23 protein-coding genes are annotated in these 26,014 nt (G+C 60.0%); 4 read left to right on the forward strand and 19 right to left on the reverse strand.

The window, feature by feature from the left end; translation table 11 throughout:
* Positions 1 to 17: 17 nt before the first annotated feature.
* Positions 18 to 1,808: a bifunctional diguanylate cyclase/phosphodiesterase gene (locus ACX3YD_RS07715; RefSeq protein WP_458959598.1), complete on the reverse strand. Its 1,791-nt coding sequence runs from the start codon at positions 1,806 to 1,808 to the stop codon at positions 18 to 20.
* Between the two features lie 131 nt (positions 1,809 to 1,939).
* Positions 1,940 to 4,021, reverse strand: a complete 2,082-nt coding sequence (locus ACX3YD_RS07720) for a carboxy terminal-processing peptidase (RefSeq protein WP_167361787.1) — start codon at positions 4,019 to 4,021, stop codon at positions 1,940 to 1,942.
* A gap of 138 nt (positions 4,022 to 4,159) precedes the next feature.
* On the opposite strand from ACX3YD_RS07720, the gene ACX3YD_RS07725 reads away from it, so the two are divergent.
* On the forward strand, positions 4,160 to 5,122 hold the full coding sequence (locus ACX3YD_RS07725) for a zinc-binding dehydrogenase (protein WP_103402564.1): 963 nt from the start codon (positions 4,160 to 4,162) through the stop codon (positions 5,120 to 5,122).
* A gap of 106 nt (positions 5,123 to 5,228) precedes the next feature.
* Here the strand turns inward: ACX3YD_RS07725 and ACX3YD_RS07730 are convergent, their stop codons facing one another.
* From ACX3YD_RS07730 to ACX3YD_RS07755, 6 genes are all read right to left on the reverse strand, one after another.
* A complete protein-coding gene (locus ACX3YD_RS07730) occupies positions 5,229 to 5,882 on the reverse strand; it encodes an HAD family hydrolase (RefSeq protein WP_458959599.1) in 654 nt (217 codons plus the stop codon).
* A 110-nt stretch (positions 5,883 to 5,992) separates the two neighbouring features.
* Positions 5,993 to 6,982 carry an ABC transporter ATP-binding protein gene (locus tag ACX3YD_RS07735; RefSeq protein ID WP_047531715.1) on the reverse strand — a complete coding sequence of 330 codons (990 nt, stop codon included), beginning with the start codon at positions 6,980 to 6,982 and terminating at the stop codon, positions 5,993 to 5,995.
* Positions 6,979 to 7,779 carry an ABC transporter permease gene (locus ACX3YD_RS07740; RefSeq protein ID WP_047531714.1) on the reverse strand — a complete coding sequence of 267 codons (801 nt, stop codon included), beginning with the start codon at positions 7,777 to 7,779 and terminating at the stop codon, positions 6,979 to 6,981. The genes ACX3YD_RS07735 and ACX3YD_RS07740 overlap by 4 nt, the downstream gene beginning before the upstream one ends.
* Positions 7,766 to 8,602, reverse strand: coding sequence for an ABC transporter permease (locus ACX3YD_RS07745; protein WP_161793951.1), 837 nt, complete (start codon positions 8,600 to 8,602; stop codon positions 7,766 to 7,768). The genes ACX3YD_RS07740 and ACX3YD_RS07745 overlap by 14 nt, the downstream gene beginning before the upstream one ends.
* Positions 8,603 to 8,607: 5 nt before the next feature.
* Positions 8,608 to 9,414: an alkaline phosphatase family protein gene (locus ACX3YD_RS07750; protein WP_458959600.1), complete on the reverse strand. Its 807-nt coding sequence runs from the start codon at positions 9,412 to 9,414 to the stop codon at positions 8,608 to 8,610.
* A 110-nt stretch (positions 9,415 to 9,524) separates the two neighbouring features.
* A complete protein-coding gene (locus ACX3YD_RS07755) occupies positions 9,525 to 10,589 on the reverse strand; it encodes an ABC transporter substrate-binding protein (RefSeq protein WP_103402567.1) in 1,065 nt (354 codons plus the stop codon).
* A gap of 372 nt (positions 10,590 to 10,961) precedes the next feature.
* On the opposite strand from ACX3YD_RS07755, the gene ACX3YD_RS07760 reads away from it, so the two are divergent.
* Complete coding sequence (locus ACX3YD_RS07760) at positions 10,962 to 11,675, forward strand: UTRA domain-containing protein (RefSeq protein WP_047531705.1); 714 nt, start codon at positions 10,962 to 10,964, stop codon at positions 11,673 to 11,675.
* 51 nt (positions 11,676 to 11,726) lie between these two features.
* Here ACX3YD_RS07760 and ACX3YD_RS07765 read toward each other — a convergent pair whose 3' ends face one another.
* From ACX3YD_RS07765 to minC, 7 genes are all read right to left on the reverse strand, one after another.
* Positions 11,727 to 13,880 (reverse strand): mechanosensitive ion channel family protein, encoded by a 2,154-nt coding sequence (locus ACX3YD_RS07765; protein ID WP_103402569.1) that lies wholly within the window; start codon positions 13,878 to 13,880, stop codon positions 11,727 to 11,729.
* A gap of 77 nt (positions 13,881 to 13,957) precedes the next feature.
* On the reverse strand, positions 13,958 to 14,134 hold the full coding sequence (locus ACX3YD_RS07770) for a hypothetical protein (RefSeq protein ID WP_167361786.1): 177 nt from the start codon (positions 14,132 to 14,134) through the stop codon (positions 13,958 to 13,960).
* Positions 14,135 to 14,327: 193 nt separating this feature from the next.
* Complete coding sequence (locus ACX3YD_RS07775) at positions 14,328 to 15,617, reverse strand: M18 family aminopeptidase (protein ID WP_047531698.1); 1,290 nt, start codon at positions 15,615 to 15,617, stop codon at positions 14,328 to 14,330.
* A 147-nt stretch (positions 15,618 to 15,764) separates the two neighbouring features.
* Positions 15,765 to 16,400 (reverse strand): RluA family pseudouridine synthase, encoded by a 636-nt coding sequence (locus ACX3YD_RS07780; protein WP_047531695.1) that lies wholly within the window; start codon positions 16,398 to 16,400, stop codon positions 15,765 to 15,767.
* 192 nt (positions 16,401 to 16,592) lie between these two features.
* The gene (minE, locus tag ACX3YD_RS07785) at positions 16,593 to 16,847 is read right to left on the reverse strand and encodes a cell division topological specificity factor MinE (protein ID WP_007974947.1); all 255 of its coding nucleotides are present in this window, start codon (positions 16,845 to 16,847) and stop codon (positions 16,593 to 16,595) included.
* Between the two features lie 3 nt (positions 16,848 to 16,850).
* Positions 16,851 to 17,663 (reverse strand): septum site-determining protein MinD, encoded by an 813-nt coding sequence (gene minD, locus ACX3YD_RS07790; RefSeq protein ID WP_047531687.1) that lies wholly within the window; start codon positions 17,661 to 17,663, stop codon positions 16,851 to 16,853.
* A gap of 200 nt (positions 17,664 to 17,863) precedes the next feature.
* Positions 17,864 to 18,601, reverse strand: a complete 738-nt coding sequence (minC, locus tag ACX3YD_RS07795) for a septum site-determining protein MinC (protein ID WP_458959601.1) — start codon at positions 18,599 to 18,601, stop codon at positions 17,864 to 17,866.
* 118 nt (positions 18,602 to 18,719) lie between these two features.
* Between minC and ACX3YD_RS07800 the strand changes: the two genes are divergently transcribed.
* Positions 18,720 to 19,652 (forward strand): lipid A biosynthesis lauroyl acyltransferase, encoded by a 933-nt coding sequence (locus tag ACX3YD_RS07800; protein ID WP_458959602.1) that lies wholly within the window; start codon positions 18,720 to 18,722, stop codon positions 19,650 to 19,652.
* A gap of 148 nt (positions 19,653 to 19,800) precedes the next feature.
* Positions 19,801 to 20,952: a patatin-like phospholipase family protein gene (locus ACX3YD_RS07805; RefSeq protein WP_103402571.1), complete on the forward strand. Its 1,152-nt coding sequence runs from the start codon at positions 19,801 to 19,803 to the stop codon at positions 20,950 to 20,952.
* 98 nt (positions 20,953 to 21,050) lie between these two features.
* Here ACX3YD_RS07805 and ACX3YD_RS07810 read toward each other — a convergent pair whose 3' ends face one another.
* The 4 genes from ACX3YD_RS07810 to ACX3YD_RS07825 form a co-directional block, all read right to left on the reverse strand.
* Complete coding sequence (locus tag ACX3YD_RS07810) at positions 21,051 to 21,836, reverse strand: outer membrane protein OmpK (protein ID WP_103402572.1); 786 nt, start codon at positions 21,834 to 21,836, stop codon at positions 21,051 to 21,053.
* Between the two features lie 377 nt (positions 21,837 to 22,213).
* Positions 22,214 to 22,999 (reverse strand): outer membrane protein OmpK, encoded by a 786-nt coding sequence (locus tag ACX3YD_RS07815; RefSeq protein ID WP_103402573.1) that lies wholly within the window; start codon positions 22,997 to 22,999, stop codon positions 22,214 to 22,216.
* Between the two features lie 167 nt (positions 23,000 to 23,166).
* Complete coding sequence (locus ACX3YD_RS07820) at positions 23,167 to 24,519, reverse strand: nucleobase:cation symporter-2 family protein (RefSeq protein ID WP_458959603.1); 1,353 nt, start codon at positions 24,517 to 24,519, stop codon at positions 23,167 to 23,169.
* 169 nt (positions 24,520 to 24,688) lie between these two features.
* Positions 24,689 to 25,990: a urate hydroxylase PuuD gene (locus ACX3YD_RS07825; protein WP_196585639.1), complete on the reverse strand. Its 1,302-nt coding sequence runs from the start codon at positions 25,988 to 25,990 to the stop codon at positions 24,689 to 24,691.
* Positions 25,991 to 26,014: the final 24 nt, after the last annotated feature.

Raw genomic sequence — 26,014 nt, forward strand, 5'->3', positions numbered from 1 at the left:
CGATGGCGTCAGACCCTTCATCGATGCCCGGCAAGCAGCACATCCTCTTTCTCCGGCGCCGCCAGGCTATCGATCACATGCACGCTGTACCCCTGCACATTCTTCGCGTGGTGTTTGGCCTGTGACGCCATCTCGGCCAATTGGCTGGCATCGAGTTGATCGCAGGCCTGTGGATGCAAATGCACCACGCCGATGGACAGGGACAACAAGGGGAACTCCTGGCGCAGGCCTTGGCGATTGGGCGCGATAAAGCAGCCGGCTTCCAGGTGTTCGCTGCGATAGAAGCGTCGGCACTGACCCTGGAAGTCCTCCAGTAACTGGTTCAAGCGCTTGCGCCAGTCTTCCGGGCCGAGCACCAGCAGGAAGTCGTCGCCGCCGATATGGCCGACGAAGTCGCGGGACGGGTCGACGCGGTCGTTCAGGCATTGCGCCAGGCATAACAGGACTTCGTCACCACGGCCGTAACCATAGATATCGTTGAAGGGCTTGAAGCTGTCGATGTCGACGTAGCAGATCACCGATTCCCGTTGCTGTTGCAGCAGCCGCGTCAGGCATTGCTGGATCGGCACATTGCCTGGCAGCAGGGTCAGGGGATTGGCGTAGCGCGCTTGCTGGATTTTCAGTTCGGTAATCAGCTTGAGCACATCAATGACCCTACCCAGGCCCAGGTAGCCGCCGTTGAGGGTGATGATGAAATCTTCTTCGATGCGTTGGCGGGCGCGGCTGGTGATCAGGCGGCTGACCTGTTGCAGTGACTGGCTCACCTCGACGGCGAGGAAGTCATCGTTCATCAGGCGGCTGATGGGTTTGCGGGCGAACAGATCGGTGGCAAACGGCTTGAGCAGGGCGTCGGAGAGTGAATGGCGGTGGACGATGCCACACGGTTGGTCGTGCTCATCCAGCACCGCCAGCGAATTCAGATTGGCCTGGCGGCGGAAGGCTTCCAGTACCGTGGCCGTCGGCGTGTCGCGCGTCATCGCCGGTTGGTCGTTGAGCAGGGCGCTGAGGTCGCTGCCATCGTCGTTCAACACCACGGCGGTGTTGTCCTGCCGCGGCATCATGGGGCGGGCATCCCGGGGCGGATGCTCTTGCGGTCGACAGAGCAAATAGCCCTGGACCAGGTCGACCCCCATTTCCGTCAGTACCGCGAGCTCTTCCGGCAACTCGATGCCTTCGGCGATCACCTGTGCGCGTGAGGCCTTGGCAATTTGCAGGATCGAGCCGACGAATTCGCGCTTGAGGGCGTCCTGATGTATGCCATCGATGAAGTGCCGGTCGATCTTCACGTAGTCCGGCCGTAACTCGGACCACAGACGCAAACTCGAATAGCCGGCACCCAAGTCATCCAGGGCAATGGAAAAACCCATCGCCCGATAGTGATGCAGGGCGGTTTGCAGCAACTCGAAATCGTCGGTGGGAGTCTGTTCGGTGAGTTCGATCACGACCTGGCTCGGCGGGATGCCGAAATCGTCCAGCAGTTGCAGGGTGCGGCCGGGTTGGTGCGCGGCTTCGAGCAGGGATTCCGGGGACACGTTGAGGAACAGCTTGCCGGGCAGTTGCTGTTCATTGAAGCGTCGACAGGCGCTTTCACGGCAGGCGATTTCCAGTTCGCTCAAGCGTCCGGCCTGGCGGGCGACGGCAAACAATGCAATAGGGGAGTGCAGCGGGCTGTTGGACGGGCCCCGACTGAGGGCTTCATAGCCCAGAATCCGTCGTTCAGAAAGGCAAATGATTGGCTGGAACAGACTGTGCAAACCGCTTTGAGTCAGGATTGAACTCAACGCACTCAGCTGTTCTGTTGTGGTCATGGCGATCTCTGGCGATAAAAAAAGGACCGGGCGGGCTCTTGGTAAGAGAGCACGCCCGGTCCTTATTTCACGACAGAATGATGACTGTTTGATGACGCTCAGCAGAGCATCAGCATTAAATCGCCATCATCTTAGTGCTTGGCTACCGCGGTGTTGAGCTTGAGGTAGTCCAGCAGAATGCGCCCGGTCTCGCTCAGGTAGGCGTCGTCTTCTGGCTTGGTCTTGTCCGGCTCGGCCGCGATGGCGTCTTCGTCTTCTTTCTTCAGCTCTTTGAGCGGCTCTTCGCCCTTGGCCTTGCGACGGATATTCTCCATGGCCAGTTGCTTGGCTTCGATGTCGGTGTGCTGGGCACGACGGTCGGCTTCATTGAGGCTGACGGTTTTTTCTGCCATCAGTTTCTGCGCCAGGGCCAGCTTGTCGCGAATGAACACGAACTCTGCGTCCTTGGCCGTGCGCACGTCATGCTCGGATTTGAGCTGGCTGATATACGGTTTGAACGGGTCGACCGAAGGCCTGATCGCCGCTTTGATGGTGTCCCACGGCATGGCTTCCGGCAGGGCGCTCTCGCCGATTTCCTTGGTGTCGATGATCGACGGGTAATCGATGTCCGGCAGTACACCCTGATGCTGGGTGCTCTGGCCGGAAACCCGGTAGAACTTGGCCAGGGTCAGCTTCAGTTCGCCATGGTTCAGCGGCTGGATGGTCTGTACGGTGCCTTTGCCGAAGGTCTGGCCGCCGATGATCAGGGCGCGGTGGTAGTCCTGCATGGCTCCGGCGAAAATCTCCGAGGCCGAAGCGGACAGGCGGTTGACCAGCAACGCCATCGGACCTTTGTAGAACGCCCCCGGGTTTTCATCTTCCAGGACGTCGACGCGGCCATCGGCGTTGCGCACCAGCACGGTCGGACCTTTGTCGATGAACAGGCTGGTCAGCTCGGTGGCTTCCTGCAGGGAGCCGCCGCCGTTGTTGCGCAGGTCGATGACCACACCGTCGACCTTGTCTTTCTGCAACTCGGTCAGCAGTTTCTTGACGTCCCGGGTGGTGCTCTTGTAATCCGGATCACCGGCACGGAATGCCTTGAAGTCCAGGTAGAACGCCGGAATCTCGATAACGCCGAGCTTGTAGTCCTTGCCATCCTGTTTCAGGTTGAGGACCGATTTTTTCACCGCCTGATCTTCCAGCTTCACCGCCTCGCGAGTGATCGGCACGATCTTGCTGGTCTGGTCGTTCGGCGCATTGTTGGCCGGAATCACTTCCAGGCGCACCACGGTGCCTTTCGGGCCGCGGATCAGTTTGACCACTTCGTCCAGGCGCCAGCCGACCACGTCGACCATCTCTTTGTTGCCCTGTGCAACGCCGATGATCTTGTCCGCCGGCGCAACCTGTTTGGTCTTGTCCGCCGGCCCTGCCGGCACCAGGCGCACGATCTTCACTTGATCGTTATCGCTCTGCAACACAGCGCCGATGCCCTCCAGGGACAGGCTCATGTTGATGTCGAAGTTTTCCGCGTTATCCGGCGACAGATAGTTGGTGTGCGGGTCGTAGGACATGGCAAAGGTGTTGATGTACGCCTGGAAGATGTCTTCCGCACGGGTCTGGTCCAGACGCGCCAACTGGTTCTTGTAGCGCTTGGTCAGGGTTTCCTGGATCTGTTTGGGATCCTTGCCGGCGATCTTCTGCCGCAACACTTCGTCCTTGACGCGCTTGCGCCACAGGTCGTCGAGCTCTGCGGTGGACTTGAGCCAAGGAGCGTCCTTGCGATCGATCAGCAAGGTTTCCTTGGTGGTGAAGTCGATCTTGTCGACGCCCTTGTCCAGCTCTGCCAGGGCAAAATCCAGACGCGATTTGACGCGGTCCAGATAACGCTTGTAGATGGTGAACCCGGCGTTGAGGTCGCCGCTTTTGAGGAAGTCGTCGAACTGGTTCTTCCACTTGTCGAATTCAGCGATGTCGCTGGCCATGAAGTAGCTGCGCGACGGATCCAGCAGTTTGAGGTAGCTGTCGTAGATGATCGCCGAGCGCGCGTCGTCGAGCGGCGGTTTGCTGTAATGGTGACGCTTGAGCAACTCCACGACGTTCAGACTGGCGATGACTTCGTCGCGATCAGGTTGAAGCTTGTCCCAGCTGTTGGCTGCGAAAGAACTGCTCGACATCGGCAACAGGCCGATACCGATGAATAGGGCGAGGGCGGTGCTGGGGAACAAACGCTTCATGTTGATTCGACGCGGGGACAATTGATAACGCATATTAGGCCGTCTTTGAAGTCGCCGGTTCCACAAGGGCCGGTCGCATAATGCAAAAAGCCCGGTGCTACAGCTACGGGCTCAGTCCAGACTCACTATGGAGGCACTGTGAAAGCATTGCAAGGCGTTGAAGGTCAAGTGGAGTGGGTAGAAGAGCCGAGTCCGGCATGTGATGTGGGACAAGTTCGCATTCGAGTCGCTGCGGCAGGTCTCAATCGCGCCGATTTGTTGCAGAAAGCGGGCTTGTATCCGCCGCCGCCGGGGGCCAGCCAGGTGCTCGGTCTAGAGTGTTCGGGGGTGATCAGCGAGGTCGGGCCGGGTTCGTCCTGGCAACTGGGGGATAGGGTCTGCGCCTTGCTGGCCGGGGGCGGCATGGCCGAAGAGGTGGTTGTCGACGGACGGCATGTGTTGCCGGTTCCCGACGGAATGTCGTTGGCTGAAGCCGCCGCGTTGCCGGAAGTGTATGCGACCGTTTGGTTGAACCTGTTTCAACTCGCCGGGCTCAAGCCGGGTGAAAAAGTGCTGCTGCACGCTGGAGCAAGTGGAATTGGTTCAGCTGCCATTCAGTTGTGCAAAGCCTTTGGTAACCCGTGCTGGGTCAGCGTGGGCTCCGCCGAACGCCTGGCCTATTGCGAGGCGCTCGGTGCCCAGGGTGGCGTGGTGCGCAACACCGACCTGGAGAGCTTGCGCGACCTGGGGCCGTTCGATGTCATCCTCGACCCGGTGGGCGGCAACTATTCGGCGTTGAACCTCAAACTGTTGGCGCAGGATGGGCGCTGGGTGCTGATTGGCCTGATGGGCGGTCGCGAGGCGAAGCTGGATCTGGCTCAGGTGCTGTCCAAACGCGTGCAGTTGCTGGGATCGACCCTGCGCAGTCGAGACGATCAGTTCAAGGCCGATCTGTTCAGCGATCTGAGCCAGCATGTGTGGCCGCTGTTTGCTGAAGGACGCTTGAGTCCACAGTTGGCCAGGACTTTTGCGATCAAGGATGCGGAAGCGGCGTTTGCGGAACTGGCGAGCAACAAAGTGGAAGGGAAGGTGGTGTTGGTGATTGACGAAAGCTTGAGCTGAATCCTGTGGGGGCGTGGCTTGCCCGCGATGAACGATGACGCGGTTTGACAGAGACACCGCGTCGCCTGAATCGCGGGCAAGCCTCGCTCCCATAGGGGAGTCGTTGTCATTTCCAGAGATGGATCGGCCAGCCTGCTTTTTCGGCGTGCTCAAGGAGCACCGGATCGGGATTGACCGCATGCGGAAAATCCACCTTCAGCAGCAACGGCAAATCGTTGCGTGAGTCGGAATAGAAACTCGCGCCTTCGAGGTTTTCCTCTTCAGCATCCAGCCATTCCAGCAGTCGGGTGATCTTGCCTTCGCGGTAGGTCAGGGTGCCCACGGTTTTGCCGGAGTAAACCCCGTGCGCCACATCCAGTTCGATGGCGAGTATTTCGTCGATGCCCAGGCGTTCGGCAATCGGTCGCACAAGGTGGGTGCCCGAGGCGGAAATCACCAGGATGCGATCGCCGAGCTTGCGGTGCTCGGCGATGACCCGGGTGGCGCCGCTGAAGATGATCGGTTCGATGACGTCTTCGACCCATGGACCGACCAGGTGCTCGATCTCCTCCGGCGTGCGGCCGATCAACGGTTCCAGGCTGAAGGCCATGTAGTCTTCCATCGCCAGGTGGCCGCGGCCGTAAGCGTCCATCAATTCCTTGTCTCGACGCAGGAAGGATTCACCGTCGACCCAGCCGAGGCGGACCATTTGTTCACTCCACAGCGTCGCGCAGTCACCGTGGATCAGGGTTTCGTCCAGATCAAAAATTGCCAGGGCCATCGGGTTCTCTCTGGGAACAGCTCAAGCTTAAAGCTACAAGCTGCAAGAAGTGGATTTGGGGGGCTTCAGTCTACAACTTGAAACTAGCAGCTTGAAGCTTGGCGCTGCCTTCAAGCTACCTCACACAGCGCCGTCGGATCGATGGAAAGCGCCAGGCGCTGACCATCGGGATGCAAATCGGACGCCGAACGGTTGAGCACATCCACCACCAACTCCACACCCCGGGCTTCGATCCTGTAGCGGATCACGTTGCCCAGCAGGCTGTGGCTGCGTACCTGTGCGTCCAGCTCGCCATTGAGGCTAAGCTCGATGGCCTCCGGGCGAATCGCGATGCGATGGCTGATTGGCCGCTGCAGCAGCTTCGAGGCCGCATCGGCGTCCAGCAGGTTGTAGTTGCCGATGAACCCGGCCGCGAATACATCCACCGGTGCGGTGTACAGGGTTTCGGCGTCGCCACTCTGTACGATCTTTCCCTGATTCATCAGGAAAATCCGGTCGGACATGGTCAGGGCTTCTTCCTGATCGTGTGTGACGAATATTGTGGTCAGGCCCAATTCACGCTGGATCTGACGGATCTGTTCGCGCAAGTGCTTGCGAATTCGCGCATCGAGGGCCGACAGCGGTTCATCCAGCAGCAACAGGCGTGGTCGCGTGACCAGCGAGCGGGCGAGGGCCACGCGCTGACATTGGCCACCCGACAGTTGATGCGGATAGCGCGAGGCAAAGTCGTTCAGCTCGACCAGTTTCAGCACTTCGGCGACGCGTTTCTGGCTATCGTCGGCGTTGACCTTTTGCATGCGCAGACCGAAGGCAACGTTCTGCTCGACGGTCATGTTGGGGAACAGGGCGTAGCTTTGGAACACCATGCCGATTCCACGCTTTTGCGGGCTCAATGGCACGATATCGACACCATCGAGCAGGATCTTGCCACCATCTACCGACGTCAGGCCGGCGATGCAGCGTAACAGGGTCGACTTGCCGCAACCGGAGGGGCCGAGCAGGGTGACGAACTCGCCTTTCTGGATTTCGCAGTTGATGTCGCTGAACACCGTGGTGCCCGCGTAGTTTTTCTGAAGGTGTTGGACGCTGACATAGCTCATTCGCTTTTGTCCTTGTTCAAGATATTGGCCGCCCAGGTCAGAACCAGTACGAAGAAGAAGTAGGAGATCACCAGCGCACTGGTGAAGTGGCCGCTGCTGTTACGCATGTTGTTGAGGTACACCTGCAGGGTTTCGTAGCGGGTACCGACGAGGATGTTGGCGAACACGAACTCACCGAACAGGAACGAGAACGACAGCAGCAACGCCACCATCAAGCCCTTGCGCAGGTTTGGCAGCACCACCAGGAACGCTGCTTGAAAGGTGCTGGCGCCGAGCAGTTGGGCGGCGTCCATCAGGTCGCGCAGGTTGATCGCTTGCAGGTTATTGGTAATCGCCCGGTACATGAACGGCAACGCCACGGTGAAGTAGCAACCGATCAGAATCCAGGGCGTGCCGACCATCGCAAACGGCCCGGACCCGTAGAGCTGCAGCAGTCCGACCGATGACACCACCGGCGGCACCGCGAAGGGCAGCAGGATCAGGATGTTCATCAGCGCGTCGAGTTTCGGGAAGTGGTAATGCACCACGAACAGCAGCGGCAGAATCAGCACCACCGACAGGATCAGTGCGCCGACGCAGACCAGCAGCGACTGACCGAAGGCGTGCAGGAAACGTGGATCGCTCCACAACTGCACATACCATTTAAGGGTGAAACCGCTGGGCAAGATGGTCGCCGACCAACTGCTGGCGATCGAATAGACAAGCGTGCCGAGCAGCGGCAGCAGCAGGATGGCAAACAACAGGTAAACCACCACCCGATGGTAAATGCCGACGGGGCCCAATTCAGCGCGAGACATGGTAGCTCCTCTTCAACAGCAGCTGATGCACGATGGTCACCAGGGTCATCAAGGCCACCAACACCACGGCCAGGGCACTGGCCAGGTTCGGATCGAGGGAAATGTCCCCCGAGACCATCGCCGCGATACGGATCGGCAACACGTTGAAGTTGCCGGTGGTCAGGGCATACACCGTGGCATAGGCGCCCAGGGCGTTGGCCAGCAGGATAACGAAGGTGCCGAGCAGTGCCGGGGTCAGCACTGGCAAGCCGATGTGGCGCCAGAACTGCCAGCCGTTCGCCCCGAGCAGCTCAGCGGACTCACGCCAGTCTTCGCGCAGGGCATCGAAGGCGGGGTAGAGCAGCAGCACGCCAAGGGGAATCTGGAAGTAGGTGTAGAGGATGATCAGCCCGGTTTTGGAATACAGGTTGAAATCCTGAATGATTCCCGCCTGCTTGAGCATGATGGTGAAGCTGCCGTTGAAGCCCAGCAGGATGATGAACGCGAAGGCCAATGGCACGCCGGCGAAGTTGCTGGTCATGTTGGCGAAGGCGTTGACGAAGTTGCGCAGTTTCGAATCGACCCTGCGCAGCGAATAAGCGCCGAGGACCGCGATGATGATGCCGAATACGCTGGACCAGAAACTGATCTCGAGGCTGTACTGAATCGCCTGCAGGTAAAACTTCGAGCTGAAGATCCGGGTGAAGTTGGCCAGGCCCCATCCGGACTCTTCCGATTCCAGGCTGTTGATCATCACCCACGCCAGCGGGGCGATTTCGAACACGATAAAGAACAGTGCGAAGGGCACCAGGCACAAGGCTGCCAGCCATTTGCCGCGAGTCATGGCGTTCACTTGAGCAACTCCCGGCACACAGGTTTGTCATGGGGCACGCCCAGCAGCTCGCAGACCGTGCCGCAAATGTCCGTCTGTTTCGGCGCCGCGTCGGCATTGAAGCTGAAGGCATCGCCAAGCACGAACAGCGGCACTTCGCGTTCTTCTGGCAACAGGCCGTTATGGGAACGGTCGTTGTTCATGCCGTGGTCCGCCGTCACCAGTACCTGATAACCGGCGTCGAGCCAGCCTTGCAGGTAGTCGGCGATGATGATGTCGGCCGAACGGGCGCTGTTGCGGTATTGCGGGGTGTCGAGACCGTGCTTGTGCCCGGCATCGTCGATGTTCATGGGGTGGATCAACAGAAAATTCGGTGCGTGGCGCAGGCGCAGGTTTTCCGCGTCGGCGAACAGGTGCGAGTCGGGGTAGTGATCGCTCCAGTAGAAGTGGCCGTGCTGGATCGGCAGGTCCGGATCATCGGTATGACGATCCCGGGCAGGTACGAACGGGGTACGGTTATAGAGTTCGCTGACCCAGTGATAGGCCGCCGCAGCGGTTTTCAGGCCGGCATCCCTGGCGTAGTGGTAGATGCTGCGCTGGCTGGACAGGCGCGAGACGTTGTTGTGAACGATGCCGCTGTCGATCGGCGTGACACCGGTCAGGATGCATTCGTAGAGCGGTCGGGACAGTGCCGGCAGCTCGCACTCCAGTTTGTAGAGCGCTGCGCGTCCTGCGCCGACATAGGCCTGCAGGTGCCCCATGGCATGCCGGGCAACCTCGTAGCTCAGGCCGTCGAGCACGACAAGGATGACGTTGTGCTTCATAGGGGCGATGACTCCGTGAAACGGGATATCGGAACTCACTCGGTCCACTGTGGGAGCAGGCTCGCTCCCACAGGGATTTCCATTGGCCCGTCGGTTGGCGGGCTACAGCATCACTTCATTTCGACAATGACTTCTTCGTTCCACTTCTGCGGCAGTGCCTTGGATGCCTTCTCCCACGCATCCGCGTCCTTGATCGGCGTGACGTTTTTGTACTGCTCGTTAGGCAGCAGCTTGGCCTGCACGTCTTCCGGCAGTTTCACGTGTTCGGCACGGATCGGACGGGCGTTGCCGCGCGCCAGGTTGGTTTGGCCGGCGTCGCTGAAGATGTATTCGCGGGTCAGCTTGGCGGCGTTCGGGTTCTTGGCGTATTTGTTGATGATGGTGGTGTAGCCGGAAATCACCGAGCCATCGGACGGGATCAGCACCACGTAGTCATCCGGATTGGCCATCTTCGCTTTGTAGCTCAGGCCGTTGAAGTCCCAGACCACGCCGACTTCGATTTCGCCTTTTTCCATGGTCGCGATGGTCGGGTTAGCCATCGACAGGCGACCCTGTTTGGCGATATCGGCAAACATCAGCAGGGCAGGTTGCAGGTTTTTCTCGTCACCACCATTGGCCAGTGCCGCAGACAGTACGCCGTTGGCGGCCTGGGCAGCGGTGCTCACGTCACCAATGGAAACCTTGTATTTGCCATCCTTGAGGTCGGACCACTTGGTCGGTACATCGGAACCGTGCAGCAGCTTCTTGTTGACGATAAAGGCGATGGAACCGGTGTAGGCCAGTGCCCAGTTGCCGTCCTTGTCCTTGGCCCAGGCCGGAACCTGATCCCAGGTCGTCGGTTTGTAAGGTTGTACCACGCCTTGCTTGACCGCGATCGGGCCGAAGGCGGCACCGACGTCGCCGATGTCGGCGCTGGCGTTGTCTTTTTCAGCGGCGAACTTGGCGATTTCCTGCGCCGAGCTCATGTCGGTATCGATGTGCTTGAGGCCATAAGTCTTGGCCAGGTCGTCCCAGGTGCCTTTCCAGTTGGCCCAGTCATCGGGCATGCCGACGCTATTCACTGCGCCTTCTGCTTTCGCAGCGGCTTCAAGGGTTTTCAAATCATCAGCCGCCATGGCGGCGGTGCACATGGCAATGGTCGAGCCTAACAGTGATGCCAGGAAAAGCTGTTTCATTCCGAAGCTCCTATGGGCGTTTTCAACGCTGCGATTGCGATTGTTTTGGTCTAGGTCAGCAATACCTGAGCCAATTTAAGCGGGCTCGATGACACTTTGATGTCGTTCGTCGCCCTGCAAGTCTTTTATTCGCACGGTATTGGAGGGTGCCCGGTAAGCGTAGACCATGGGCAAAGGCCCGCTACACAGGGGACTTGGCCGGTGAATTGCAGGTTTCCAATCGATCGTTGGTTCACGTTTGAGATGACCGTTCGGTAGGTTGTCATCTCTCAGTCATCTGCACTGCCTACGCTTGCAGGGCGTTGATTGAACCGATTTGTCGTGCGGTTCCGCCCCGAAACAGTGCTGGTCTAGTCCAGATAGGTAACATTGATGCGCGACGAGGCAACAAAAGCGGTGACAGCCATTGGCCAGGTGCTTCAGGAGCAGCTCGACCACGGGCTATTGGCTCCCGGCAGCAAATTGCCGGCCGAGCGAAAACTCAGTGAGTTGTTCGGCACCACGCGGATCACCGTGCGTGAGGCCTTGTTGCAACTGGAAGCCCAGGGGCAGATCTACCGCGAAGAGCGACGGGGCTGGTTCGTCTCGCCGCCCCGTCTGGCCTACAACCTGATGCAGCGCAGTCACTTTCACGCGATGGTCAGCGCCCAGGGACGGGTGCCGTCTACCGAGGTGATTTCGGCGCGATTGCAGCCGGCATCAGCGGCGGTCTGCGCCTGGTTGCAACTGCCGGCATTGTCGAGCGTGATTCAGATTTGTCGCTCGCGGCGTATCGATGGGCGGCTGGTGTTGTACGTGGAGCACTACCTCAACCCGCAGTATTTTCCGGGGATTCTGGCGTTCGATCTAAATCAGTCGATCACCGAGCTGTACGCGCGGCACTACGATTTGCACTATGGCCGGGTGCGCTTCGAGATTGTGCCGACCGCGTTGTCGGCCGATGCGGCGGCGGCTTTGCGCGTTTCGGTGGGCAGCCCGGGCTTGCGCATCGCCCGGGTCAATTATGATCAGCATGAACGCTTGATCGACTGCGACCTGGAGTTCTGGCGACATGATGCGATTCATGTCGGGGTGGATGTGGTCTGAGGGTGGCCTAGAGCTGCAAGGTTAAAGTGACAAGTCCTCGACCGGCCGCGTTCATTCCTTTTGCGGTCCACCGCCGGCCGTGATGACCTGCACGCTCATCCGCGGGGTGGCCAGATCCATTCCGGCTTCATCCAGATGCCGTTTCAGCAACAGGTTGAACGCCCGGGACACTTCCCATTGTTTGATCGGCGCGGTCTTGAAGCGGGCGCGCAGAATCGCGTTGCCGGACTCGAAGCTTTCCACACCCTGAATCTCCAGCGGCGACCAGATGTCGCGCCGTTGCAGCGGATCGGTGCGCATTTTCTGGCCGACCTCGCGCATCAGTTTGATCGCGTTGTCGATATCCATGCTCGCAGGCACCGCGACCCGGAAGATCGCGTAGCCGAATTCCCGTGAATAGTTTTTGATGCTTTTGATTTCGCTGAACGGAATGGTGTGGACGATGCCGTCGATATCCCGCAGGCGCACGGTACGAATGGTCAGGCCTTCGACGGTCCCCATGTGGCCGCCGACGTCGACGTAGTCATCGATGGCCAGGGAGTCTTCAATGATGATGAACAGCCCGGTGATCAGGTCGGCCACCAGCGACTGGGCACCGAAACCGATCGCCAGGCCGATCACGCCGGCACCGGCCAGCAGCGGCGTGACATTCATGCCCATGTTCGCCAGGGCGACGATCAGCGCGATGATGAAGATTGCCACGAACAGCACGTTGCGAATCAGCGGCATCATCGTCTGCGCACGGGCATTGGCCAGGCCTTTGCGCGAGCGGGTGAGGGCGTGATGCACGGCGGTATCGCTGAGAATCCAGATCAGCCAGGCAAAGATCAGCGTGCCACCGAGGCTGAACAGTTTGACGCTGACCTCATGGCCTTCGCCTTCGGTGAAGCGGATCAGCGACATGCCCCAGACCCGCAGGCCGAGTTCTATGAACGCCAGCCACACCAGCAGGTGGGCGAGGGTATAGAAAAAGCTGTTCAGGCGTTCCGAGTACAGTGCGTGGCGCTTCACGCCGCGTTGCGGCTTGAGGGCATGGCGACGCACCAGACCGTTGATCACCATGCACAGCACCAGCAGCACGGTGCAGATCAGCGACTGACGCAGTGCGGTGCTGGTGTCTCCGGCCGAGACAAAGGTGGCGAACAGGGAAATCCCTACCAGCACCAGTGCCGGCACGTACCAGAAGGTGCCAAGAATTTCGATGGTATCGCTAAGGGCGCGGCGGGTCAGGCGCCGGGACAGCGGCTGATTGCGGATCAAGTGGGCAATCGGCCGACGGAATCGCAAGATGAACAAACCGGTGGACAGCGCAGCCAATACATTGGCCGCCGTCGCGGCGGTGTGCGCCAAATGTCTGCCAAGGCTGTCGATCAGGCGTGGGTCGTTCAGCGCTTCACCGAACGCGGCGAAGCTGCCGATCAGCCACAACGGCCGGAAGGCCTGATGCCGAAGGATGTACAAGGCGCGGTGGCGGTGCGGACCTTCGAGCAAGGAAAAGGCGATCACGCAGATCGCGGAAAAACAGGTGCCGACTACCAGCGCATAGGCCAGCACCATGGCCAGGCTTTTGCCCAACGACGAGGGTAGCGCGTAGCTCATGTACACCGTGATGACCAAGGCAATCAGCCAGGGGCCGAGTTTTCGCAACGCGAAACGCAGCATGTCCAGGGCCTTGGGGTGTTGCGGCAGTTCTTCGGTGAGGCCGAAGCGCATGCGCACCCGATGGCTGATCCAGATCAGCGCTGCCGCCAGCAGGCTCCAGACCATCAGGATCATGGCGAAGGCGAAGGCGATGGGTAGCCATTCACTGGCCGGCAGCGCCAGTGCCATCAGTTCGTTGGTGGCCAGGTCGAACTCGTTGGACCAACGGGTGATCGGGCTGTCGGCTTCGGAAAACTGTTTTCCGAGACTGGCCAGGGTCCCGCCAATCAGGCCCAGCACGCCCTCTTCGGTGATGGGTTGGGCCTTTTTCGTGGCGTCGCGCAGCTTCTTCAGATCCGCCAGTAGCTGGGCTCGCTGCTGATCGTTCTCCAGTGATTTGATCACTTCGTCCAGGGATTGCCCCAAGGGTTCCTGTGCCTCGGGCTGGGTTTTTGCCGGGCTGAGCAGGCTTGGCAGACCGACCGCCTGGGCAGGCGCCATCGGCAGCAGCGTCATGAGGCAGAGCAGGAACAGGCACGGTAGGGCGAGCAGGCGAGCGAACACTAGGCGGTCAACCTCGGGGTGAGCGGGTCGATCGAGTGTACGAGCCTGCGAAAACCAATGCGAGTCGAGGGGAGGATTTATTCGTTGAGTTTGGCGAGGATCTTGAACACCACGGTGGCGAGGATGGTGAGCATGCCGATCCACATGGCGAACACGCCGAGATTCTTGTCGCGAAAATTGAAGCCGACGGCCAGCAGAATCATCCCGGTCAGAATCGGGATCAGCATGGCGTGGAACGAAGAGAGTGAGATCATGGCGACTGCCTTGTCGAAAGCGATGGTTAAAGTTTAGGTGGCTTTTGGTGGGGCGGGATGATGTGTATCAGAAATGAACCACTGCAATCATGAACTTTGCATTGAGTGAGCTGGCGTCATCGCGGGCAAGCCCGCTCCCACAGGTGAATGCGAATCCTGTGGGAGCGGGCTTGCCCGCGACGTTTTCCAGGGGTTACGGCAGTTCGCGGCTGGCGTAGAACGCGCTCAACACTTTGACCAGGTGTGCCAGGTCATGGCTGCCGCACAGTTCGCGAATCGAGTGCATGGCGAAGGTCGGCAGGCCGATGTCCACGGTGCGTACCCCCAGGTGGCTGGCGGTGATCGGGCCGATGGTCGAGCCACAGCCCATGTCGCTGCGCACCACGAAGCTTTGCACCGGCACTTCTTCGGCCATGCACAGGTGGCGGAAGAACCCGGCGGTTTCGCTGTTGGTGGCGTAGCGCTGGTTGCTGTTGACCTTGATCACCGGGCCGGCGTTGAGTTTCGGGCCGTGGTTGGCGTCATGCTTGTCGGCGTAGTTCGGGTGCACGCCGTGAGCGTTGTCCGCCGAGACCAGCAGGGATTTCTGGATGGTCCGTACGAATTCATCACCTTCGGGCAGCAGGCGGCGCAGCGTCTGCTCCAGCATCGGGCCATCGGCGCCGCACGCCGAGCAGGAACCGACTTCTTCGTGGTCGTTGCAGACCAATACGCAGGTTTCTTCAGTGTCGGCGTTGAGCAGCGCTTGCAGGCCGGCGTAGCACGACAGCAGGTTGTCCAGGCGCGCGCCGGCGATGAAGTCGCCATGCAGGCCGATGACGGCGGCGCTTTGGGTGTCGTAGAAACTCAACTCGTAATCAAGCACGACGTCGGCGTTCAGACCGTGTTCGCGGGCGAGCTGGTCGGTGAGCACGGCGCGGAAGTCCACGCGTTCGTCACCGGCAAACTGCGCAAGCACAGGCGGCAGCTCGGTCTGGGCGTTGATCGCCCAGCCCATGTTGGCTTCGCGATTGAGGTGAATGGCCAGGTTCGGGATGATCGCAATCGGTGCCTTGAAGTCGATCAACTGGCTCTCGACCTTGCCGTCGCGACGGAAGGTCACGCGGCCAGCCAGGGACAGGTCACGGTCGAACCAGGGGGCCAGCAGTGCGCCGCCATAGACTTCGACACCCAGCTGCCAGAAACCCTGGCGCTGCAGTTCCGGCTGCGGCTTGACCCGCAGGCACGGGCTGTCCGTGTGGGCGCCCACCAGGCGAATACCGCCGTGCAGAGGCGAGTGGCGGCCCATCTTGATCGCGACGATCGAAGAGTCGTTACGGGTGACGTAGTAGCGGCCATTGGTCTCGGTATTCCATGGCTCGCGCTCGTCGAGGCGCTGATAGCCCGCCGCTTCCAGACGCTGAACTAGGCTGGCGGTGGCGTGGAACGGGGTGGGGGAGGCCTTGAGGAAGTCGATCAGGCCTTGGTTCAACTCTTCGCGCATGTACTAACTCCAGACAGCAATGGCGCCAGTTTAACGTATTGGCCTGGTAAATGGCGTCGCACTGATGGTGCGGCTGGTCACTGAAATTGAATCTGGACGAGATCCCTGTGGGAGCGAGCGTGCTCCCACAGGTTTTGTGCCCGTGGTTCAGAACGGTGCCGGGCACTCGAAACGCAGGCGTTCACCGGTTTGGGGATGGGTGAAACTGAGCATGCTCGCATGCAGGCACAGTCGCGGCCAGGCGGCCAGTGCCTGCTCGTGGGCGTAGAGCCCGTCGCCCAGCAACGGATGGCCGATGGACAGCATGTGCACGCGCAGTTGGTGAGAGCGACCGGTGATGGGTGTCAGCTCGACGCGGCACCAGTCGCCGCAACGCTCCAGCACACGCCAGAACGTCAGGGCGTGTTTGCCGAATTCATGGTCAACCACGTGGCGTGGCTTGGTCGGTGGGTCGTAGCGCAGCGGCAAATCGATGCTGCCGCTGTCCAGTTCCGGCTGACCCCAGCACAGAGCGGTGTAGGCTTTTTCGGTTTCGCGGTCGTGAAACTGCCGGGACAGCTCGCGATGCGTGTCCGGGTCACGGGCCAGCAGAATGATGCCGGACGTTTCCCAATCCAGTCGGTGGACGATTCGCGCTTCCGGGTAGCCATTTTCTTGCAGACGGGTGATCAGACAGTCCTTGTTGTCATCGGCCCGGCCGGGGACGGAAAGCAACAGGGTCGGCTTGTTCACCACCAGCACGGCGGCGTCCTGGTGAAGGATGTGGATATTGGACAACGGCATTAAAACAGCCTCGTTACAAACGCCAACGGCGGCTCGATCATTCATACGCTCCTCTCTGTGGGAGCTGGCTTGCTGGCGATGCAGGCAACGCGGTCTGACTGTCACAACGCGTTGATGCTATCGCTGGCAAGCCAGCTCCCACAGGGAAGACGTTTCGAATGATCGAGCCGCCGTGGCTCCTGCCGGATCGACTCAGCGATCTGGCAGGGTGATGTTGAGTTCCAGAATCGAGCAGCTGCCCTGGCTTTCCAGTGCGACGTGCACGTCATCGGACCCGATATTGACGTACTTGCGGATAACCTCGACCAGTTCCTTCTGCAAGGCCGGCAGGTAGTCCGGGGTGCTGCGTTGGCCGCGTTCGTGCGCCACGATGATCTGTAGACGCTCTTTCGCTACCGACGCGGTGCTTTGCTTTTTGTTGGCACGAAAGAAGTCAAAAAGGTTCATTGCTTAGTTGCCTCCAAACAGGCGCTCGAAGAATCCCTTCTTCTGTACATCGAGGAATCGATGATTCACGGACTTGCCCAGCAGGCGATCAACGGTATCGCTGTAGGCCTGGCCGGCATCGCTCTGGTCGTCGAGAATCACCGGCACGCCCTGGTTGGATGCCTTGAGCACCGCCTGGGATTCCGGGATCACGCCGAGCAGGGTCACCGAGAGGATTTCCTTGACGTCTTCCACGCCGAGCATTTCGCCTTTGCTCACACGCTCCGGGTTGTAACGGGTAATCAGCAGGTGTTCCTTGATCGGATCCTGACCTTGTTCGGCACGACGGGACTTGCTGGCCAGCAGGCCGAGCATGCGGTCGGAGTCACGAACCGAGGACACTTCCGGGTTGGTCACGACAATCGCTTCGTCAGCGAAGTACATGGCCAGGTGGGCGCCTTTTTCGATGCCGGCCGGGGAGTCGCAGACGACGAACTCAAACTGTTCCTTGAGCTCCATCAGGACTTTTTCCACGCCTTCAACGGTCAGCGCGTCTTTATCGCGGGTCTGGCTGGCGGCCAGGACGTAGAGGTTTTCCAGGCGCTTGTCTTTGATCAGGGCCTGTTGCAGGTTGGCTTCGCCGTTGACGACGTTGACGAAGTCATACACCACGCGGCGCTCGCAACCCATGATCAAGTCGAGGTTACGCAGGCCGACGTCGAAGTCGACGATAACTGTTTTGTGACCGCGCAAAGCGAGGCCTGTACCGATAGCGGCGCTGGTGGTGGTCTTACCCACACCACCCTTGCCGGATGTAACCACGAGAATCTTGGCCAAGGTGTTTCACCCCTAAGGAAAAAGGACTTTTAGCCCCTGAAAAACATCTCTTGAAAACTACTGCAGTCGGACAGCCTTGGCTGGAACCCGGTCCCTGGCGGCGTTTACCCCCGGTAAACACTGCTTTCGACCTTTTTCCTACTTCGTTTGAGCCGTTTTCGCTACGTTTTAGAGATGCTTGGAAAATGCGGCAGTATCCGTTAAAGCCGAATGATGTTCAACACGTCGCCCGACAGGCTGACCTGTACGCCCGAACCCCATAGAGGGTCGCGACGCAAGTCCTCGGAAACCTTGTAATGACCGGCGATGGAGACCAGTTCAGCGCTCATTTGCTGACAGAAAATCCTGGCTTTCGTGTCGCCTTTGACCCCGGCCAACACACGGCCACGCATGGGGCCGTATACATGGATGTTGCCATCGGCGAGAAGTTCCGCGCCGGGGCTGACCGACGAGATCACCACCAGGTCGCTGCCCTGAGCATAGATCTGCTGACCACCGCGCACTGGCGAGGTGATGATTTTCGTCGGCTTGATGGTCGGCTCCGGTGGTTTTTCCGGTTTTTTCACCACCACGCCTTCGTTCAGGTCCAACGGTCGCTCACGGGCGCCGGAGGGCGGCAACACGGGCAGATCGACGGCAATGGCGGCCGCAATGTCTTCGATGCGGTTGGCGCGGATCGCCAGGGTGCGCAGACCATGCTGGCGGCAGACGCGCATCAGCCCCGGCAAGTCGACGGAGCCTTCGTTGGCCGGCAGTTTGTCAAGGGCCAGTACCAGCGGCGCGTTGCTGAAGAAGTTCGGCGCCTGGGCGACCTTGGCGGCCAGTTGCCGGTCAAGGCTTTTGAGGTCGTTACGGGCCAGTTCCAGCACCGTAATGGCGAGCATGCTGCCCTTCAGCTGGAACACGGGATCTTGGTCTAGCGGTTCGGTTTGGCTCATGATCGGCATACAACGACTTGTCACTAAAAGTGCCGAGACTTATAACGAGAACGCCCGCAGGCCGCAAGCCGGGTCGAACGATGTAGAATGCGCGGCCATCGTCTTTTCGGAAGCTTTAATGGATCGCCCGCGTTTTCGAACAACCTTTCTTTCTCCGCGCTTCTGGCCGCTGTGGTGCGGCCTGGGGCTGTTGTGGCTGATTGTGCAGTTGCCGTATCCGGCATTGTTGTGGATCGGTCGTGTGTTGGGCGCGCTCATGTATCGGGTGGCCGGCGACCGACGGCGCATCGCCAAGCGCAATCTTGAGCTGTGTTTCCCTGAAAAGAGCGCTGCCGAGCGCAAACGCCTGCTCAAGGAAAATTTTGCCTCCACCGGCATCGCCTTTTTCGAAATGGCCATGAGCTGGTGGTGGTCACGCAAGCGTCTGGCGAAGCTGGCCCATGTCGAAGGGCTGGAGCATTTGAAGCAGGCCCAGCGCGACGGCAAGGGCGTGATCCTGATGGCGCTGCATTTCACCACGCTGGAAATCGGCGCCGCTTTGCTGGGCCAGCAACACACCATCGACGGCATGTACCGCGAACACAAAAACCCGTTGTTCGACTTCATCCAGCGCCGTGGCCGTGAACGGCATAACCTTGATTCGCTGGCGGTTGAGCGTGAGGACGTGCGCGGCATGCTCAAGTTGCTGCGGGCAGGCCGGGCCATCTGGTATGCGCCGGATCAAGACTACGGCGCCAAGCAAAGTATCTTCGTGCCATTGTTTGGTATCCAGGCGGCCACTGTCACCGCCACCAGCAAGTTCGCACGGCTGGGCAAGGCATTGGTGGTGCCGTTCACCCAGGAGCGCCTGGCGGACGGCAGCGGATATCGCCTGGTGATTCACGCGCCGCTCGAAGGCTTCCCCGGTGAAACCGAAGAGGCCGATTGCCTGCGAATCAACCAGTGGATCGAAGGTGTCTTGCGCGAACGCCCGGAGCAATACCTCTGGGCCCATCGCCGCTTCAAGAGCCGTCCACCCGGCGAGCCCAAGCTGTACGCCAAACGCGGTTGAAGCACGATCTCCTGTAGGAGCGAGCCTGCTCGCGAAAAGCCTGAGAGCGCCGTGGGGTGTCAGGCCCCCCCGGCGTTATCGTTGATGAACTCGGCGAGCAGGCTCGCTTCTGCAGTGACATCCCATAAAGCACCATGGAGCGTTGTGCATGAGTCCAAGGGAACCGGTTACAGGGTTGATTCTTTCCGGCGGTGGGGCGCGGGCGGCCTATCAGGTCGGCGTCCTGGCGGCGATTGCCGAGTTGTTGCCGTTGGGCGCGGACAATCCGTTTCCGGTGATCGTCGGCACTTCCGCCGGGGCGATCAACGCGGTCAGCCTGGCCAGCGGCGCGACGGATTTTCGCGCGGCCATCGAACGCCTGACGGCGTTCTGGCAAGGCTTTCGCAGTCATCTGGTGCTGCGCAGTGACTGGCCGGGGGTGATCCACCAGGCCAGCCGCTTCGTCAGTCACAGCTTGCTGGGGCTTGGCGCCCGGGTCCCGGTGGCCCTGGTTAATAGCTCGCCGTTGCGCAGGCTGCTCCACGACAGATTGCAGATGGACGGCATTGCCGAAGCCATCGCGCAAAAGCAGTTGCATGCGGTGGCCGTCACCGCCTTCGGATATGAGTCAGGCCAGGCTGTGACCTTCTATCAAGGGGGCGGCACCATCGACTCCTGGCTGCGCCATCGGCGGATCGGCATTCCCACCCGGTTGTCCGTTGATCATTTGTTGGCCAGTTCGGCCATTCCTCTTCTGTTCGCCCCGGTGAAAATCGGCGAGGAGTATTTCGGCGATGGTGCGGTGCGCCAATCGGCCCCCATCAGTCCGGCGCTGCACCTGGGCGCCAGTCGAGTACTGGTGGTGGGCGTCAGCGGCAACCCGCGCGGGGTCGACCCCGAGCAGCCGCTGCAACGTGCCTACACCGGTCAACAGCCAACCCTGGCGCAGATCGGCGGGCACATGCTCAACAGTACGTTCATTGACAGCCTGGAAAGCGACATCGAACTGCTGCAGCGATTGAATCAGTTCAGTCATTTGTTGCCCGACGGTGCGCCAACCCGGGCGCTGGGCGTGGCGCCGGTGGAGGTGCTGGTGATTTCTCCCAGCCAGCCCATCGACGAGATTGCCGCGCGCCATCGCCAGGAATTGCCTGCGGCGTTGCGCCTGTTCCTGCGCGGGCCGGGTGCGACAAAGACCAGTGGGGCGGGGGTCCTGAGTTATCTGCTGTTCGAGGCGGGGTATTGCAGCGAGCTGATTGATTTGGGGCGGCGGGACGCATTGGCCAAGAAGGAAGAGCTGCGCCGGTTTCTCGGGTTGTAGGAGCGAGCCTGCTCGCGATGGACGTTAACGATGACGCTGGGAGCCTGACACCCCGTGGCGCTCTCTGATCCATCGCGAGCAGGCTCGCTTCTATAGGATCAGAAGTGGAACTTCACCAGGAAGCTGGTCACGCTCTGGTCGGTCTTGAAGTACTGGCTGTCTTCAATGCCGTACTTGTCTTTCCAATAATCGTACTCAACCCCCACATACAACTGCTTCGCGCCGAAATTCAGCGCTTTGCCCAGGTCGTATTTGATCTGCGGATTGAAGTGCAGGTTGGCGTGGTAGGTGCCTTTGGCGTTCTTGTCGTTATCGACCACCCAGTCCATGTAGCCGTCGATCAGTACGTCCGAGTCGCCCACCCCAATGGTGTAGGACCAGACGGGCGTGATCTGCCAGACGTTGTCGCCCGCACGGCTGCCTTCGGTGTGGCGGTTGTAGAAGTTCAACTGGAAGTAGTCGAAACCGGGGATGGCCAGGTCGAAACCGGGACCGATCAGGTAGGACTCGGTATCGTTTTCACCGAACTCGTAAGTCATGGCGAGCAACACGTCTTTGATCGGACCCAACTCGAGTTTCTGATCGAAGATTTTGCCGAACGACAGCCGCGGGCTGATTTCACCGTAGTAGGTGTTCGAGCCGGCGTAACTGTCGTCCTTGCCGTTGTAGAAAATCTTGTCGACGAACATGAAGTTGTCGCCGTATTTCCAGCCATCGGCGTGTTCGAAGGTCACTGTCTGCTGAATGCGCGGGTTGACCTGGAAGTCCTTGCCATACAGATAGGTCAGGCTGTTGTTCTGCCATTGCAGCAAATCGCCGGCCATGGCCTGGCCCCCTGCCAGCATCGATCCGGCCAGCATCAGGCTAGTGCACGTACGTTTCATTCGGTTGCTCCCAAAAATGTCAGTGGTTCCACGTTATTTTTTTTAAGGTCGACGCTCTGGTGTGGCGCCTTTTTCTGTAGCGATAAAAATCATCCAATCGGTCAGCTTTAGTGCTGTTAGCAAAAGCTGCGCCAAGGCATTCGAAAAGCAAAAAAACTCCCGCTCGGCTGCTCAGGAACAGTCGATTGAGAGGGGATTGGGGATGCCTTGGTACCGTCCAGAGCCGGGATAAGTTGGCTTTCTGGTCAGGAATTAAATCCGGGCTTTTTTTTAAAGCGGATTCAGGCGGCCGCGGAGAATACTGACTCCTCGGCCAGGTCTCAAGTGCCCCGCAACAGCGCACCGACGGCAGGTCTGGGGCACGATTGCGGGCCATCTTAGAAATGCACCTTCACCAGCAGGCTGGTGGTGTTTTCATGGGTGTCGAGTCTGGAGCTGTTCTCGATGCCGTATTTGTCTTTCCAGTAACTGTACTCGGCGCCGACATACACCTGTTTTTCGCGCCAACCCAAGGCTTTGCCCAGGTCGTATTTGATCTGCGGGTTGAAGTGCAGGTTGGCGTGGTAGGTGCCATGTGAGTTCTGGTCGTTGTCCACGACCCAGTCGATGTAGCCGTCGATCAACAGGCTCGAATTGCCCAATGGAAGGGTATAGGACCAGCCTGGTGTGATTTGCCAGACCCCATCGCCGGGCCGTGAACCTTCGGTGTGGCGGCGGTAGAAGTTCAGGGTCACATAGTTGAAGCCGGGCACCTTGAGATCGAAACCGGGGCCGATCAAATAAGCTTCGGTATCGTCTTCGCCATTCTCGTAGGTCATGGCGAGCAATACGTCCTTGATCGGGCCGAGTTCAAAGCGGCGGTCGAGGATTTTGCCGAACGAGAGGCGCGGGCTGAACTCGCCGTAGTAGGCGTGAACGCCCTTGTTTCGGTCTTTTTCGCCGTTGTAGTAGGTGCTGTCGATGAACAGGAAGTTGTCGCCGTACTTCCAGCGATCGGCATGCTCGAAGGTCACCGTCTGCTGAATCGGCGGGTTGACCGCGAAATCCTTGCCGTACAGATAGCTCAGGCTGTTGGTTTGCCACAGCAGTAAATCGCCGGCCATGGCCTGGCTGGCGGCCAGAAGGCCACCGCCCAACATCATGGTTTTCTGGGTACGAATCATCTGTTGCTCCTTCTTGTTTTTATTTTTCAGGCGCAGGCAACCCCTGCCCTGTAGGAGCGAGCCTGCTCGCGAAAACCTCAAGGACACCGCGCTCATCCTGGATGCACGCGTTATCGTTGATGACCATCGCGAGCGGGCTCGCTCCTACAGGGGGGGGTGGTTACCTGTCAGTGGGCGTGGCAGTCGTTGATGGCCGCGCGTTCGGCGCCGCCGAGGATGTTGAACAGCAGGTTCAAGGTCAGCGCGCTGAGCGTGGCCATGGCGATACCGCTGTGGGTGATCGGGCTCATCCACACCGGCAGGTGGGCAAAGAACTCAGGACGTACCACCGGGATCAGGCCCATACCGATGCTGACCGCTACCAGCAGCTGGTTGCGACGGTCAGCGATATCGGCTTCCTGAAGAATCTTGATCCCGGTGGCGGCGACCATGCCGAACATCGCAATGGCGGCACCGCCGAGCACCGCTGGCGGAATCGACGCCACCAGGAACGCGGCTTTGGGCAACAGGCTGAGGACGATCAGCAGGCCGCCGGCCACGATGGTCACCGAGCGGCAACGCACGCCGGTCATCTGCACCAGGCCGATGTTCTGGGCGAAGGAGGAGTGGGTGAAGGTGTTGAAGAAACCGGCGACAAACGAAGCACCGGCATCGCACAGCAAGCCGCGACGCAGCATGCGTGGGCAGACTTCCTGGCCGGTGATCTTGCCCAGGGCCAGGAACATCCCGGTGGACTCGACGAAGATGATCACCACCACCAGGCACATCGACAGGATCGGCGCGAGTTCGAATTTCGGCATGCCGAAATGCAGCGGGGTGACGAATTGCAGCCACGGGGCCTGGGTCATGCCACTGAGGTCGACCATGCCGAGCAGGCCGCAGAGTATGTAGCCCAGGCACATGCCGATCAGCACGGAAATGTTGACCCAGAAACCGCGCATGAAGCGATGCACCAGCAAAATGGTGCCCAGCACCAGCGCGGCGATGGTCAGGTAAATCGGCGAGCCGAACTGGCTGGCCGCAGCACCGCCGCCGGCCCAATTCACGGCCACGGGGAACAGCGACAAACCGATCGAGGTGATGACCGTGCCGGTCACCAGCGGCGGGAAAAAGCGTACAACCTTGGACATGAACGGGGCGATGATCATGCCGAAGAACCCGGCGGCGATGGTCGCGCCGAAGATCCCTTGCAAGCCGATACCGGGCATGCCGGCCATGGCGACCATGCTGCCGACGGCGGCGAAACTGGCGCCCATCATCACGGGCATGCGAATGCCCACGGGACCGATGCCGAGCGACTGAACGATGGTAGCAATGCCGGCCACCAGCAGGTCGGCGTTAATCAGAAAGGCGATTTCTTCACGACTCAGGCCAGCGGCCTGTCCGATGATCAGCGGCACCGCGATGGCACCGCCGTACATCAGCAGAACATGTTGCAGACCGACCAGGATCAGTTGCAAAAGGGGCAAACGCTGAATGGCGGGTGCGTCGGGGATGCGCGCTTTGGAGAGCTCGGACATGCAACACCTCGGATCTTTTTTATTCTTGTGATTGAACGGCTGCCGGGTTGCTCACAGCTGTTTCTTTGCATCAGGTAAACCGCGTTGCGGCCAATCGCTGGCAAGCCAGCTCCCACACAGGCAGTGCAAAACCCTGTGGGAGCTGGCTTGCCAGCGATGCTTTTAACGATTAGTTGGTCTGTGCTCCCTGAACGATCCAGGCGCCGATCAGGTCACGTTCCTGCTGGGTCATCTTGGTGATGTTGCCCAGGGGCATGATCTGGCTGGCGACGGCTTGAGCCTGGATACGCGCAGCGTTCTGGCGGATCTGCTCAGGGGTGTCGAACATCACACCGGCCGGGGCCGCGCTGAACAGCGGGCTGGTCGGTTTGGCCGAGTGGCAAACCGCGCAACGTTCCTGAATCACGCTGTGCACCTTGTTGAAGCCAGGACCCGCATTCGACGCTTGCGCCGGTGCGGCGGCCGGTGCTTCTGCAGGTTTGGCTTCAGCGGGTTTCAAACCACCACCCAATGCTGTTTCCGGCAGCGGCTGGTATTCGATCTTCGCAGGCGCCTTGGCCACGTCCGGGCTGGTCATCGGCGCAGGGCCGGTGACGTAGGCCAGGCTGATCATGCCGACCGCTGCCACAGGCAAGGTCCAGGCAAACTTGTGGCTGTCGTGACGGGTGTTGAAGTAATGACGCACCAACACCGCCAGCACCGCGATCCCGGCCAGGATCAGCCAGTTGTATTGGCTGCCGTAGGTGCTCGGGAAGTGGTTGCTGATCATGATGAACAGCACCGGCAAGGTGAAGTAGTTGTTGTGACGCGAACGCAGCAAGCCTTTGGCGGGCAGCGCCGGATCAGGCGTGCGGTTCTCGGCAATCGCCGCCACCAGTGCCCGCTGCGCCGGCATGATGATGCGGAACACGTTACCGACCATGATGGTGCCGATGATCGCGCCGACGTGCAGGTACGCACCACGACCGCTGAACACCTTGCTGAAGCCGTAAGCGGCGCCAATGATCAACACGAACAGGATGAAGCCGAGCAGGGCAGGGCGTTTGCCCAGGGCCGAGTCGCACAGGAAGGAGTAGACGAACCAGCCGATGAACAGCGAGCCGATACCGATGGCCACGCCTTCAGGGCCGCTCAGGGTGCTGCCGGGAGCCAGCAGGTAGAGCGTCGGGTTGGAGTAGAACACCACGCACAGCAGCGCGATCCCCGACATCCAGGTGAAGTAGGCTTCCCATTTGAACCAGTGCAGGTTGTCCGGCATGGTCGGTGGGGCCAGTTTGTATTTTTCCAGGTGGTAGATACCGCCGCCGTGGATCGCCCACAAATCACCGGCCAGACCACTTTTCGGGTTGACCCGATTGAGGTTGTTTTCCAGCCAGACGAAGTAGAACGATGCGCCGATCCAGGCCACACCAGTAATCATATGAACCCAGCGCACGCTCAGGTTCAGCCATTCCAACAGATGTGCTTCCACAGTCTTTACCTCTCGCCTGTCACT

It is taken from the genome of Pseudomonas fluorescens group sp. PF-1 (genome assembly GCF_054481335.1).